The following is a 14,948-nucleotide window of genomic DNA, read 5'->3' on the forward strand; positions in this document are numbered from 1 at the left end:
AAACTTGTTTTTTTAGGTTTATTTTGTCAATATTAAGACTACTTTTTCTGAATTCCTGCTTTCGCAGGAATGACATCGATCCATACAACAACGCCAATGCCCCGCAAGAATGACATAGTAGGAGTTTATCCCACAATTACTTTCAGCTTCTCTATAGTTTTTGGATCTTTTGCAAGTTCTAAAAATATTTCCTGCTCATAGGCAAGTAGCTCTTCTGCATTCGTTTCATTATGTGTATCAATAATATCTTGAAATTTGCTAAGTACCTTATTTTGTAGATCGTTATATTTTAATGTATCTATTGCTGTTGCTAAATTTATTTTAGGCAAAGTAATTTTATGCGGAATCGGTACTATCTTTTTAGGTAGGTTTAATTTTAAAGCTTCCTCTAAAATATAATGCTTGTTCATATTTACGTGCATATTCTCTACATCATAATCTGCTTTAAAGTAATCGGCTGAACTTGTTTTATTCTGCTCTATAATATTGCTGATATTTCTAATTAGTTTAGTTTTATTACCATTACTTCGAGCAAACATTTCGGTAACACCGCACCACCCGGGTATTAAACCAACACCAAGTTCTACAAGCCCTGCGTTAAGTTCTTGATTTTCTATAATAAAGCTTGAGTGCAATAACAGCTCACATCCACCTCCAAGTGCCACACCAAGACCACAGCTAATAACATGTACAGAGGAATATTTTAAGTGGAGCATGGTTTGCTGTCCCAGCTTTAGTAAATTCTCTAGATCGTGAAAATTCTTATCTTCAATATAAGAAAGAAGAAGTTTTAAATCAGCACCGGCAGAAAAATTATTTCCTTTGCAGATAAATATAAAGATTTTTACCGTCATTTTCGGCTTTACTTGCTGCTTCTTGTAGTAAATAAAACACCTCATGATTTAAACAATTCATTTTTGTAGTAATAACAAAAATCAAAGTATCTTGATAAAGTATTAATTTTACCGAGCTATTCTCTAACACTATCTGACTTTCTTGTAAAATATCTTTGTGAGAATTAAATTTTTGTTTATCGATTTTTTGATATTCTTTATTGGCTAAATATTGCGGAAGTGGGATGTGCATTAAAGCGGCATTTTTAATTACCGCATTTCAGCCGTTTTTAGCCGCTATAGTCAATAAATTCAAATGACCGTATTTCCAGCTGTAACCAAGCTTCATAGCAGCATCGATATCATAAATATTATCCGTAACCGACGGAACCAGACTTGCTAAATAAACATAAAATTCCGTGATAATTTCAGTAAAAAATTTACCGTAAACCGAATCACTTACAAGAAGCGCATCAAGATCATTAAATGAAATATCTACTTTTTGAACAGGACTATATGATAAGTCGTTTATATTGATAACTTCCAATTAACTGCTTCTCTATCATCTTATCAAGAACAGGTGTCTTTACATATATTTTATGATAAGCATCATTTGCAGGAAGAGAAGCAAGTAATGAACTTGAAATTAACTTCATTACGTCATGCCCGATTAGATCATATAAACCGAAAATTCCGGTACTCGGCAACCCCAAACATGTAGTAAATATCTTATCTATAGTAGCAACATCAAGATTCTGACTTATCGCTTTACGGGCTACTAATTCAAGTAAAAAACACCCTACTCTATTAGCAATAAAACCAGGCGTATCATTACATTTTACTATAATTTTACCAAGCGTTTTCGTTAAGAACTCTGATACTCTTTCTGTTACTTCAGCCTTTATCGTAGGGTCTATAATTAACTCAAGCAGATATATCTTGGCGGATTGAACAAATGCGTAATAACGAATCTAGATTTAATATTATCTGGTAAATTCTCTTTGAGTCTTTTAAGCGGTAATGTAGAGGTATTAGAAGCAATAATTGCATCTTCTTTAAGATAAGAAATAATTTTATTATATAATTGGTGTTTGATTTCTAACTTCTCAACAATAACTTCAATAACTAAATCACATTCTTTAATTAAACCTAAATCCTATTCTAAATTACCGATGGTAATGAAATTTGCTTTATCAGGAAAAGATAAAGACGGAGGTTTTTGTCTATGCAAATTTTCTTTAGCGGTTTTAACTATTTTATTAGGATCATCGGAATCTTTAGCGATAATATCAAGCAGCACTACTTTATGAGAGGAATTAGCAATTAACGCTGCAATCCCTGAACCCATTACTCCTGCACCGATAACACAAACTTTTTTTATTTCATTTTGCATAAATTACCTTCTGTGTCATTCCGTGGTCAAGCCAAGGGATGACATCGAGTGTGTTTTTCGATACACACAACCACGTCCCCTTGCAATGACATTATGTCATAGCAACACTTAAGACTTTTACCGACGCCACCCCCGCTTGTCGTAAAATTTTAGCACATTCATTTATAGTAACAGCAGTGGTAACGATATCATCGACTAATAAGATTTTTTTACTTACAATATTATACTTTGTGTTGTTTTCGTGAGAGAAAAGTCTGAGACTTGGTCCATTTTGCTTTAGTTAAAATATCAGCTTTTAACATTTTATCGGTAACTTTTGCAATTTCCATAGCTAAAATATGAGTAGGATTATACATTCGTAGTAACCTCTTAAATCTATTCATAGATACAGGTATGATTAAATCAATATCTTTTATATCCTCGCTATATCTATTATATAAAAGCTTAGCAAAGTTCTTACAAATATCGTCTTATCTTGATATTTAAACTGATGAACTATTTTTTTGCTATGCTCATTAAACTTAAATAAGCTGCGAGCAAACTCATAATTAGTTTTGTTGCTATAACAATTTCCACAAATGCAGTTATCTAAGATTTTTATACTAAATCTTTGTCCACATATACTACAATAGGATCTTGCTATAAACTCTAGCTTCTTCCAACAATCGCTACAAAATTCACCGCTCCCCCCTAGTATTTCCACACCGCTTAAACATCTCTGCGGCAAGATATAATCTATAGTTGATTGTGATGATGGTGAGCTGGCACCATAACGAACCCCCTTGCCGTGTGACAAATTCTCTTGCATATGTTGGCTTGCTCATGAGCTTTGTTTTGCCAGGTTTTACTTTATTGCTAACATTTGGAGTTATAAAAGATTGAGATGTTTCTTCTTTTTTACCGTATATTTCTTTTAAATCACCAAATTTCGATTCAACAAAAATAACCGACTCCTGCTTTTACTGCCGATTTAACTTTTACAAAATTAGTTTTTTCAGCAGGAGGAGCAAATTCAGGTCTCGCTACAACCTTTGCTCTAGTTACATTAAAATGCTCTCTTAGCTGCCCTTCACTTAATTGATCAATTTTAGGGGGTATAGTTAAAAATTCTTCTAATACTTTGGTATCTATTTTTGCTTGCCTTTCTTTTTCAAGCAAGTCTTTCTTATCTTCATAATTTCCTATTTATTTTATCTTTTTTTCGCTCCATACGCACTAAATTAGCATCTCCCTCACCTATTACATTACCTCCTCCTCCAATAGCACCTGCTACCAAACCGCCTATAATACCGCCTACAGAGCTTGCTTGTGCTACTAAAGATACCGTCTCTAAGGTAGTATCTCATATTGCTTTTAAAATCTCTTTAGTTCTAGTTGTATTTAATTTTTCAGGTTCAACTTTTTCTTGGTAAATTTTAGGTAATTGAGTATCCAAGAAATTTTTAAGTTCAGGACTATCTTTTGCTTTATCTATTCGAGTAGTAACTACTAACTCTGCTTGCTTCACATAATTAGCTTTAATATTTTCTAAAGTTTTTTTCTTTCTATCTAAACGCTTATCTTCTTTTACTTCTAAAGTTTCTTTTCCAACATTGTAAGCAACAGCCGATAAAGAAAGTGCAGCAAGCCCAGCCCCAACGGGAGTAGGATTAAGGACTAACGATACTGCGACGCCGCCAATTCTAGCCGCACGTCTTACTGCTTTACTACCTAATGTTTTATATGTTTTCTCTAGAACATTTGCTGCAGTTTCACCACCGGGTAGTGTCCTGATTTTATTTAATGCCTTATCGGCTAAACCAGAACTTGGGGGACCTTTTTCTTTAATTTTTGCACCTTGCTGAAGTTTATCAACCGAATCATAAGCTTTTGCTACTTTTTCTCCAACGTTAATTACTCCTTCTACTAATATGAGTAGGACTAGCGATAACTTTACTGCCCTCCTGTACCACTTCGATTGCTACTCCACTTGCAGCGATTCCGGTACGAGCAACTCTAGCACCGTAAAGTGCCGTATCCTCTTGCAGCGTTCTTTTTCCTGCTGGCTTATTTTACGATTGCCGTTCCTGTGGAAGCTCAGAAGCTTTTGTTTGTGCTGCTTCTACAAGCTCTACTCTTTCAGGGGTATTTATTGAAGATTTAAGCTTATTATCTTCTGTTGCATTTTTTATTCCTTCTCAGGAGTATTAATAGATGATTTACTGCTTAAATTTTCTTTACTCATGCATATCTCACAAAATTATGTTCTATGTTATTTCACATTCTATGTCATTCCCGCGAAAGCGGGAATCCATCTTTTAAAAAGTATAAACAAACGATGCTTTTATCGATTCTTGATTACTGGATTCCCACTTTCATGGGAATGACACCAGAACTAGCTAGAAATGATACAAAAGAACACTCACCTCTTCCCCATCGCATAGCTAGTAATCAAGTTTTTTACAGGTTTAAAATTATTTATCACCTTAAATCCTATTTGTCTTAAACATCTTAAATTTTTGGAATAATTTGAAAAAATATTATTTAACTCATCAGTTAGCTTATACATAATAAAGTTATCCTCTTGCCTTAGCTTTTGATATTCTTGTAATGTGCCATTATTACTAATTATCATACTCAAAACCTCTATATCCTTTATGCCCTGATTAAGCCCTTGTCCGGCGAGCGGATGTACTGTGTGGGCAGTGTCGGCAATAAGCACTACACGGTTATGAAAATATCTATTTGCTATACGGGCTTTTAGTGGAAAGCTACTAATCTCACTATCAATAGTAATTTTACCTAGGGAATTACCGGCATTTCTTTGAGTTAAAAATCTAACTTCTTCTGCAGGCAAATTAACAATTAAAGCAGCCTGATCAGAAGAAGTTGACCATATTACGGATGAAGCATATTGATCTTTTAAGGGCAGCAAAGCAAAAGGACCAAGCGGCAGGAAATGCTCCATAGCACAATTTTCATGCGGCTTTTCATGCTTAATATTAAATGTAAGAGCAGTTTGATAAGGTTTCTCAATTTCATTAGCAAAGTAATGAGACCGCACTTTTGAATTTGCTCCGTCACATATAATTAATAAATTACACTTAATTTGTTTATCATCAAATTTTATAATCGAGTAGTCATTATGGCTTATAACCTCTTGATATTGATTATTATCAATTAATGTTATCAACGGATTATTAGTTATTTTTGACAATAGCATTTTTTTAAAGTCGCTATTCTTAACTACATATCCAAGTACAGCGTCAGCATCATTTCGTAAGTCTAATATCTCTGAAGCCTTATTATCTACTACATATATGTCTTGCATTTCTGCTACAAACTTCTCAAGCTCTGCCCATATATCAATAGAGAATAAGAAATTTTTAGAATGCGGCGTTAAAGCAGTAGTTCTTATATCTTTAAAAAACTCTGGGCTTTTTACCGATTTACTCTCGAATATAGTAGTTTTTATACCCTTTTGTGCAAAAGAAAGCGCCGTTAGCATGCCGCTAAGACCGCATCCTAAAATTACCGTATTAGACATCTTCCCAAACTCTACTTCTAGAGATAATTTGGAAAGATGTCTATAAATCTGTTTTGTTTTCATTCGATTCATTTATGAAATATTTTAAATATCCGTTTGTTGCTATAAAACTTAGAAGAAAATAAATAATTGCTATATCCAAATATGAATTATTGCCTAAGTATAAACCTAAACAACAAATAAATAAACTCGCTAAAGTCGTGAAGCTATTTAAAATCAATAAATTTGTAAAAATATCCGTTTTGCTGATAAATAGGTAGGTTATTAAGCAAATAAATAATGAAATAATAATTAAAAAGATGTTAAGCATAATTTTTAAAATCGGTTTTACTGTTGAATACACAATCGTCGTCGTCATTGCGAGGAAATTACGAAGTAATCTCAGGAGCTTGTTATTATTTCATGAGATTGCCACGCCCCCTACGGTCGCTCGCAATGACGACTTAGAATATCCTACCCCTCTCATTATATATAATCATTTATAACACTACAAACTGCAAATAAAATTAATTAAAATTCCTTAAATAATTTTAATATTATATAACCTTACAACCTTTACATTATAAATAGCTATTGTGACAAAAATGTTATAAAAAAATGTTGCTTTCTTTTACATTCGGCATTAACGTATGTATTTAGGTTCTTACGTACGATTTCTAATAAAGATTTAATTTTGGTTATTTTTTGCTGCAAATTATAAGATTTTTTTGAAATATGAATAACTAATTCTTTCAAAAACCTTATTAATTTTCGCTAAAAAAATATCGTAAAATAGTAAATCAATTAGAAATCGTACGTAAGAACCTAGTATTAATATTTTTAAGGTAAATTGTAATGTCACAACTAGATGTTTTAATAGTAGACGATGAAGAGAGTATACGAAATCTCATTGCTGCAAATTTGAAAGATGAAGGTTTTAACCCTAAGGTTGCCGCTAATAGTACTCAAGCCCTTAAAATACTTTCCGAAAAACCGGTCTCTGCAGTTATACTTGATATTTGGCTTCAAGGAAGCGAAATTGACGGGCTTGGAATTTTAGAGATAATTAAAAAACGCTATCCTTTAATGCCGGTAATAATTATTAGCGGTCACGGTACTATAGAAACAGCAGTAAATGCTATAAAAATGGGTGCTTACGATTATATAGAAAAACCGTTTAATAATGATAAATTAGTTATTTTACTTACAAGAGCTTGTGAAGTAACAAAGTTAAAACGCGAAAATATAGATTTAAAATCAAAGGTTATAGATAAAACTGAATTAGTAGGCGGATGTTCGGTAACTTTAAAATATAAAATGGCAATAGAAAAGGCAGCTAGCTCTAGCAGTCGTATAATGATTCACGGTAAAGTCGGTAGTGGTAAAGCACTTGCAGCAAGATTAATTCATAAACAATCTAAAAGAGTTAATAATCCGTTCATTATTTTCAGCCCTACCTGTATGACTACGGAAAAAATCAATCAAGAATTATTCGGCGAATCGGAAAAGCAGGCAAATAATAATAAACGCCTTACTATCTTAGAATTTGCCAATAACGGCACTTTATATATAGATGAGGTCAGTAATATTCCTATTCCTATACAAGTAAAATTATTAAAATTCCTTAAAGATCAAACTATTACAAAACCTTGCGGAAAAAATATTAAAATTGATATAAAAATTATCACCGGTACTTCTAAAAATATCCAAGATGAAGTTAATAACGGCAAATTCCTAGAAGATCTATATTATCGCCTTAATGTATCCTCTCTAAAAGTACCTTCATTATATGAAAGAAAAGAAGATATACCGCTACTCGTTAAGTATTTTGTTAAGCAACTTTCAAAATTTTCAGGTTTAAAAGAACGTAGCTTTGCTGATGAAACTATCGCTGCTCTTCAATCCTATAAATGGCCGGGCAATATTAGACAATTACGTAACGTTGTTGAATGGACTTTAATTATGAATCCGTTAACTACAGGTAATAATGAAATTATCAAACCTTATATGATACCTTCTGAAATATTAGCAAATAGTGCTAATCTTACAAAACTTGAAGATAGCTTTGATATGTTATCTATGCCGCTTAGAGAAGCTAGAGAAGTTTTTGAGCGTCAATATCTATCGGCACAAATGAGCCGTTTTAATAATAATATTTCAAAAACATCCTCATTTGTCGGTATGGAAAGATCGGCTTTGCATCGTAAATTAAAATTATTAAGCTTACATATACCTCCTACAAATAGAATAAATGAAGAAGAGTATGAGGAAGCAAATGCTTAAAGTCATATCAATAATTACGATTTATTTGTTATTAAGCAGCTGCTCCGAATCTACTCGTGATGCGAATGGATTACTTACAGATAGCCAAAGCACGGTAATTCGGAATTATATAATATCGCAAAATTCTAAAAACCTTAAAGTGAACCTTAAAGAGAAGTTCGGTTCAAATTTAAAAGGAGTAAAATTAATAGGAGTAAAGCTAATAAATGAAGATTTATCAGGAATAGATTTGACTTCCTGCGAAATATTACGTGCTGATTTTGCAGGTAGCAATTTAGAAAAAGCAATACTTACAAATGCTATAATTCAAGAAAGTAATTTTGCAGATTCGGTAATAAAAAATATTTCCGGATATAATTCTGACTTTCAAGGTTCAATTTTTCACAATATAACATTACAAAATACAAATTTTGTTCAATCAAATTTTAGCGATACTGCTTTTAATAAAACTACTATAATAAATGTCAACTTTGAAAATTCTAAATTTAGTCATGTATTATGGAGCAATACTACTATCGACGGTGTTAATTTTCAAAAAGCTAACCTAAAGAATAATAGCTTTAAAAATACTAATATAACAAATTCAATATTTTACGGTACGGATTTAGAAAAAAGTGTAATAAATAATACCAATTTTACTAATAATTATTTTGAATCTAGCGACCTAAGTCAAACTAACTTAACAGCAGTAATAATTAAGGATTCTAACTTCACACAAAGTATTTTTAATGAAGTAAATTTTAATAACGTACAAAGTAATAATTCTTTCTTTTCATACGCTTCCTTTCAAGATTCAACATTACAAAATATTAGCTTTACTAAATGTGATTTACAAAATAGTACAATTAGTAGTTCAGTTTTAAATCATTTTAAAATCGATAATGCTATATTAAATAATATGAGTCTAAACGATAATAAATTTAATAATGTATCAATAAAAAATAGTAATGCTAATTTTGTAAGGATTAATAAAACTAAAGGCTCAAATATTACTTTAGATAATATTAGCTATACTAATAATATTTTTAGCAATAATGATTTTAAACAATTTACAGTGATTAATACTGACTTAAACAGCAGTGAAATAATAAACTCAAATATAACTAACGGACAATTTAATAATATAAATTTTTCTAAATCTTTAATACAAAACGTAAATTTTTCAGATGTTAAAATTACTTTAGGCAATTTAAATCAAGTAGCTCTAATAAATTCCAATTTAACAAATACTGCGGTTATTAACTCCGTCCTTTCTAATTCGCAAATAAACAATATTAACTACCAAGCGTATTCCGGTTTTATTAATACTAATGTTTCTAATAATATTATTTTAAATAGTGATAATGCGAGCAAAATTCTACCAAATAATATAGTAATAAATTCGGTAAAAGATTTGCAAAAAATAACTCACTTAGCAAATATGAATTTAACAAATTTTGACTTGAGCAACTTAATATTTGATAGAATAGATTTTTCAAATAGTATCTTTAAAAATGCTAACCTAACAAATACGGTAATAAAAAATTCTATTTTAAAAGAGGCTAATTTTTCTGCAGCAATACTTACTAAAACAGATTTTTCAAACTCAATATTAACAGATAGTATATTTAAATCAGCTAAAATTGATCAGGCGGGCTTTAATAACTCCGACCTAACAAATGCCGATTTTACCGAAGCAGCAATTAAAGATACTTCGTTTGATAAAGCTAAGACAAGCGGAATGATAGGAGTAGAATAATCTTTAAATACCTTGGTCCTTATACGAACATTCAGTATGTCATCCCCGCGTGGCATTGTTGCGTGGATCAGTAAATGCTCTTTATGTCATTCCTGCAAAAGTGGAAATCCAGTAAAACATATAAAAAATTTTTTATATGCTTATTTTGTTAAAGGTATAATTTTGTCCAATATTAAGGGTTATGATTCCTGCTTTCGCAGGAATGACATAGCATTTACCTTTGGTTGCTCTTGGAAGACCTTGCTTTATTAGTAGGAGTATTAGACGGTGTAAATGAATTATTGTTTATAAAAGCAGTAAGACTTTGCTGCTTCATTCTATTAATAATTTGTTGTTGTTTAAGACTATTTATCTTTTGTTTTCCGGCTATCCTTATAGATTTAGTAATTTTGGCAGTTTCTACAAATATTTCCTTAGGAGTTTGTAACTGATCAATTCGCTCATAATGTTTTTTAAGAAACTCTTCTTTTATCTTTGGCTTTATTCCTTTCAAATCAACATATGTTCTATATAACTTCTTTAATTTTATTTGTTGCTTGGAAGATTTTTGAGGAAGTGATTTAATCGAATTAACAAGACTACTACCTATTTCCCTTATAATATTAACTGCAGGCGAAGCTATGTTCTTTATTCCTTCATAAATTTTACCTAACCCACTAGCAATAACATCTAATAGTTTAGGCGCATATTCTTTAGATATAGGGGATATATCCCTAATAATATCTCTCGCTTCAGTTAGATTATTAGCTAAATGGAGTAATGCTTTTTTCTCCTCTAACTCGGTAGAGCGATTAGCATATGAACTAGCTATATCTGCCTGAGCATCTATAGTATCGGTAATTATTGATTTAGTATCATTAAAAGAAAGATCTATAGGTGTCTTTTTTTGCGTTATAGGGCTGTCTTCTCTTAATTTATCTAGCCTATCACGTATTGCTTGGTCTTTTTGATCATTAAGGCTTTTACTTTTTTGTTCTAGTTTAAGCTCAGATTGCAGCTGCTCAATTAGATCGTCTACTTCATTACTGGATTTTTTTGTGGGGATATAAGGTCTATCTTGGAGTTTTGCAAACCTTTCTTCTAATTCTTCAAGTGATGGAGGAGTGCCTTTAAGTTTTGCTAGTCTTTCTTCTAATTCTTTTATTATTTTATCGTCCTGCTTTTTCTTAGACATATATACCTCTATAATAATTCCTAGGTTTTGTAAAAGAAAATTAATAAGATTTTTGCAATAATAGTTATTCCTATTTCAAAAAAATCTTATGATTTACAACAAAAAATAGATTAATTTAATTTTCCGCATGCAAAGCCTAGTTATTAATAACACAAACTACTAACTAAAATAAAGTATTTTTGATATGAGTTAAGATATAATTATATAAAGCTAGCATTACCCGCGTGGATCAGTTTTGCCATTGTCACCTAGTTCCTTGATCACGGAGTCTAGTTAAAAATACTAATAATATTAGTATTTTAAGTTATTTTCTGGATACCGCACAATTCAGCTAATTCTGCACGTGCCTTATTTTCTCATATAACTTTAAACATTTTGCTTTTTTAACCATTCCCTAACTTCGTCAGTAGTGTAAGTTTTAAAATCAAGGGCATTAATTCTTTGCAAAGCAATTTTAGCATCTTCTGAATCTTCTTGTATTTCCTATAGATAATATTCAATTGCTTTACGTACTATATACCCTTTTGATCTGTCTAAGTTTTTTGCTGACTATGCTAAACTATTATTTAGTTCGTCCGGAATAGTTACATTCAGTCTTGCCATCTTGTGACCTATCTTTAATTAATAACACATTACGACACATAATAGCACAAACTACAAACTGAAAAAAGCTATAAATACTTATCCAACACGTCCGACATAATTTTACGAGCTACAGGGGCGGCGGCTTTACTACCGCCTCCGCCATGATCAATAAAGACGGTAACGGAATAACTAGGATCGTGATAAGGAGCGAAGCCTAAGAACAAGGCATGATTACGCCTCCCCCAAGCAACAGATTTACGGTTTAAATCATCTTTAGCATTTAGTTTGCCTTGCACCTGCGAAGTACCGGTTTTACCAGCAAGCTGCCTATTTTTGCCTAAAATTCTATTATAATACGCCGTACCTCCCGCAACATTAACGGTATTATACAAACTTTCTTGGATTATTGTGATATTTTCGGGCTTAATATTGACATTATAAAATTCCGGATCATTTTTTAATATTCTAGGCGTATACAGTTTACCGTTACTTGCAATCGCCGTAATAAACCTTGCAAGCTGCATCGGCGTTACCCCTAGAAACCCCTGTCCAATTGCTAAATTAAAACTATCTCCTATTGACCAAGGAAGCTTTAATTTTTTCTTTTTCCACTCTTTTGACGGTACAAACCCGCTACTTTCAGGAGCTAAATCAATACCGGTTTTTGAGCCGAGGCCAAATTCTCTTGCAACTTCAAGAATTTTATCTGGACCTACTATTCTTGCTAATTCATACATATAAATATTACAAGAATGCTTTAAAGCAGACATCATATCTAACGTTCCGTGTCCGCTATGATTCCAACATCTAAAGCTATTAGTACCAAGAGCAGAGCTACCGTCGCAAAAAACGGTTTTATTAGGACTAATGCCTACTTCAAGGGCTGCAAGTATGGTAATTATTTTAAAAACCGAGCCTGGAGGATAAGAATTTTGTATTACCTTATTAATTAAAGGCTTATAAGGATCACTCATTAAACTTTGCCAATATTTTTCCGATAATTTACTGAAATGATTTGATTCAAAACCCGGGGTGGAAGCACAAATTAGTACATTTCCGGTTTTAGTATCCATAACTATTACCGAAGAACCTTTAGGATTTAAATATTGCTGGATATTTTGCTGAAGAGACGCATCGATATTTAAATGCATATCTTCACCCGATTTAGTAGGGGTTCCTGCTATTTCTCTTACCTGCTTACCGTAAGCGTTTACTTCAACTTTTTTATAACCAAATGCTCCTCGTAGTTTGTTATCGTAATATTTTTCAATACCAGATTTACCGATATTAAAATCGCTTAAACTATGTATATTTAATTCCTGCTTCTCTTGCTCATTTATTTGACCAAGATAACCGATTAAATGAGAAGTAACGCTTGAAAAAGGATAAAACCTTAAATAACCTATATCAATAAATATTAAAGCGAGTTTATGCTTTTGTTCTTCAATCATTGATACTTGCTGCCAATCAAGCTGATCAAATATTATTAAAGGAGTGTGGCGACTAGATTTTTTAATTTTTTGCTTAATATAATTATATTGTTCCGGAGATAAATTTAGAATATTACTAATTATTTCTAATTCATCCCTATAATTATTATTAATGCTCCTATCTATTACTAGCTGATAACATGGTTTATTAGTAGCTAAAATATTGCCGTCTAAATCGTAAATTCTTCCTCTAGTCGGTGGAAGTACAACGAAATTAATACGATTCTTATCCGATAAAGTCTTATATTCTTCGCTTTTAATAAGCTGTAAATAAAACATTCTTATTCCAAGCAACGATAAAAATCCGAGTTTACCTAATCCGATTATAAAGGCTCTTCGTGAAATTAACTCACCATGTAATATTTTCTTATTTAGCATACTTTTTAAAGTAATTCATAGGAGAGTCAAGTATAAAACGAATTATATTATAAGAAAATATAGTTGTTAAAAATTGAAAGAAAATTATTAAATATCCGTCTGCTTCTAGCTTCTTGATTGTTATTAGTAAATATTTAAAATTCAATATAAATAAACAATAAACGCAAAAAATAATGAAATTTATTAAATAGTTTCTAGCTACAAAATATTTTGAAGATAATTTATAAATCGTATATGCCGATAAAAAAACTAGCGAATTTGTACCGATAGGCATACCGCTTATTTGATCTATAAATAGACCGAGAAAAAATATACTAAAAATATTTAAGGAATATAACGACATAAAATAATAAATAAATATAATTTCCATCGCCGGAAAGATTCTGCTTTGAATATTTATTTTATAACTCACTAACGGAAATAATATTATAAAAAAACATAACAAAGCAAACAGCAATTTTAATGTTATTTGTAAGCTATTTTTATATATTTCCTGTTTTATCTTTAACATAAATAGTTTTTTGTTATATAGTTTTGTACTGTGTCATACCATGAATTGATCGGCAATTAGGTTGTCACCCTACGACTTGATCGCGGAATCTATATAAACAACATTTTGTGTGGTCATTTTTACTGGACCCCGTGGTCAAGCCACGGGGTGACAATAGAAAAATCGAAGCCACCCAACAATCATATCAACCGTATACAAAATATAAATTAATTTTCTATTTTGTACAGTTTTAAAAAATGAATATGGATTCTACAATAACTCACAACAACTAGGGTTAGGTCTTTTATCATTACCGCTAAGCTCTAATTCTTCTTGTGCCTCGGAACTTGTGGATATAAATAGTTGTTTTGATATAATATTATTTATTGTTGTCGTAGGATCAACAGACTTAAGCCGTGGGATAGGTATACTAGGTTTATCTGTTATATTTTTATTTTTTGACATAAAAACCTCCTTTTTAGCTTATAAATACGTCATTGCCAGAAAATTTAGGCTTTTTGTTGCATAGATCGTTTGATGTCATTCCCGCATAGGCGTGGATGACATCAAGTAGGTTTTACCGATCCACGCAACAATGCCTGCTCGCAATGACAAAATCTATAATTATTAGGTAATATTTTAACTTTATTCTTCACTTTGTTCTATCGGTTCTAAACCATATAAAGATATCATACGTTCAAATACTCTACCGGCAGTAGGGGCAGCTGTCCAACTTGCGGTTGCAAAGCCGAAGCTTTCTTTAGTCGGTTTTGGCTCATCAAATCTAATAAAAATAATATATTGCGGGTTAGATGCAGGCAGCATACCTAAAAACGATGACGCTCTACTATTTTTTAGATATTTCTTTTTTCCCCCTGCCCCTTGTGAAAGTTTTTCTGCCGTACCGGTCTTACCGCCGATAAGATAGCCTTTGACCTCTGCTCTTTTACCGTTACCTTCTTTTACTACCGCTCTAAATAATTTCTTCATTTGGGTAGAGGTATTTTCACTAAAAACTTTTGTACCTATTACTTTTTCATCCTTTCTTTTTAATAAAGTAAGATCATATAAAGTACCGC

Annotated in this window: 12 protein-coding genes and 4 pseudogenes; 2 read left to right on the forward strand and 14 right to left on the reverse strand. The window is 31.6% G+C overall.

The window, feature by feature from the left end; translation table 11 throughout:
- Positions 1–125: 125 nt before the first annotated feature.
- From RGRA_RS14375 to RGRA_RS0105510, 9 genes and pseudogenes are all read right to left on the reverse strand, one after another.
- A pseudogene (locus tag RGRA_RS14375) lies at positions 126–2,226 on the reverse strand (3-hydroxyacyl-CoA dehydrogenase/enoyl-CoA hydratase family protein).
- Positions 2,227–2,252: 26 nt separating this feature from the next.
- Positions 2,253–2,582, reverse strand: a pseudogene (locus RGRA_RS14380) (ComF family protein).
- Between the two features lie 56 nt (positions 2,583–2,638).
- Positions 2,639–3,034, reverse strand: coding sequence for a double zinc ribbon domain-containing protein (locus tag RGRA_RS09145; protein WP_236609822.1), 396 nt, complete (start codon positions 3,032–3,034; stop codon positions 2,639–2,641).
- Positions 3,035–3,159: 125 nt separating this feature from the next.
- Positions 3,160–3,384 (reverse strand): hypothetical protein, encoded by a 225-nt coding sequence (locus tag RGRA_RS13630; RefSeq protein WP_017442333.1) that lies wholly within the window; start codon positions 3,382–3,384, stop codon positions 3,160–3,162.
- Between the two features lie 184 nt (positions 3,385–3,568).
- Entirely contained in the window at positions 3,569–3,733 is a 165-nt protein-coding gene (locus tag RGRA_RS13635) for a hypothetical protein (protein WP_017442335.1), read from the reverse strand.
- A 27-nt stretch (positions 3,734–3,760) separates the two neighbouring features.
- Positions 3,761–4,054, reverse strand: a pseudogene (locus tag RGRA_RS14385) (hypothetical protein); the annotation flags it as partial.
- Positions 4,055–4,186: 132 nt separating this feature from the next.
- Positions 4,187–4,450, reverse strand: a pseudogene (locus RGRA_RS10780) (hypothetical protein).
- A gap of 177 nt (positions 4,451–4,627) precedes the next feature.
- Positions 4,628–5,815 carry a 2-octaprenyl-6-methoxyphenyl hydroxylase gene (gene ubiH / locus RGRA_RS0105505; protein ID WP_017442336.1) on the reverse strand — a complete coding sequence of 396 codons (1,188 nt, stop codon included), beginning with the start codon at positions 5,813–5,815 and terminating at the stop codon, positions 4,628–4,630.
- Entirely contained in the window at positions 5,793–6,062 is a 270-nt protein-coding gene (locus RGRA_RS0105510; protein WP_024547349.1) for a monovalent cation/H+ antiporter complex subunit F, read from the reverse strand. Before RGRA_RS0105510 ends, ubiH begins: the two co-directional genes overlap by 23 nt.
- 524 nt (positions 6,063–6,586) lie before the next feature.
- Here RGRA_RS0105510 and RGRA_RS0105515 point away from each other — a divergent pair.
- Both RGRA_RS0105515 and RGRA_RS0105520 read left to right on the forward strand, forming a co-directional pair.
- On the forward strand, positions 6,587–8,014 hold the full coding sequence (locus RGRA_RS0105515; protein WP_017442338.1) for a sigma-54-dependent transcriptional regulator: 1,428 nt from the start codon (positions 6,587–6,589) through the stop codon (positions 8,012–8,014).
- Positions 8,007–9,752, forward strand: coding sequence for a pentapeptide repeat-containing protein (locus tag RGRA_RS0105520; protein ID WP_017442339.1), 1,746 nt, complete (start codon positions 8,007–8,009; stop codon positions 9,750–9,752). The genes RGRA_RS0105515 and RGRA_RS0105520 overlap by 8 nt, the downstream gene beginning before the upstream one ends.
- Positions 9,753–9,966: 214 nt before the next feature.
- Here the strand turns inward: RGRA_RS0105520 and RGRA_RS0105525 are convergent, their stop codons facing one another.
- The 5 genes from RGRA_RS0105525 to RGRA_RS0105545 all read right to left on the reverse strand — a co-directional run.
- The gene (locus RGRA_RS0105525) at positions 9,967–10,926 is read right to left on the reverse strand and encodes a hypothetical protein (RefSeq protein ID WP_017442340.1); all 960 of its coding nucleotides are present in this window, start codon (positions 10,924–10,926) and stop codon (positions 9,967–9,969) included.
- Between the two features lie 671 nt (positions 10,927–11,597).
- Positions 11,598–13,379 (reverse strand): penicillin-binding protein 2, encoded by a 1,782-nt coding sequence (gene mrdA / locus RGRA_RS0105530; RefSeq protein WP_017442341.1) that lies wholly within the window; start codon positions 13,377–13,379, stop codon positions 11,598–11,600.
- On the reverse strand, positions 13,369–13,890 hold the full coding sequence (locus RGRA_RS0105535; protein ID WP_017442342.1) for a hypothetical protein: 522 nt from the start codon (positions 13,888–13,890) through the stop codon (positions 13,369–13,371). Before RGRA_RS0105535 ends, mrdA begins: the two co-directional genes overlap by 11 nt.
- A 249-nt stretch (positions 13,891–14,139) precedes the next feature.
- Complete coding sequence (locus RGRA_RS0105540; protein WP_017442343.1) at positions 14,140–14,334, reverse strand: hypothetical protein; 195 nt, start codon at positions 14,332–14,334, stop codon at positions 14,140–14,142.
- A 180-nt stretch (positions 14,335–14,514) separates the two neighbouring features.
- A partial coding sequence (locus RGRA_RS0105545) for a penicillin-binding transpeptidase domain-containing protein (RefSeq protein WP_024547350.1) occupies positions 14,515–14,948 on the reverse strand: 434 nt, incomplete at its 5' end.

It is taken from the genome of Rickettsia gravesii BWI-1, from assembly GCF_000485845.1.
Classification (GTDB): domain Bacteria; phylum Pseudomonadota; class Alphaproteobacteria; order Rickettsiales; family Rickettsiaceae; genus Rickettsia; species Rickettsia rickettsii.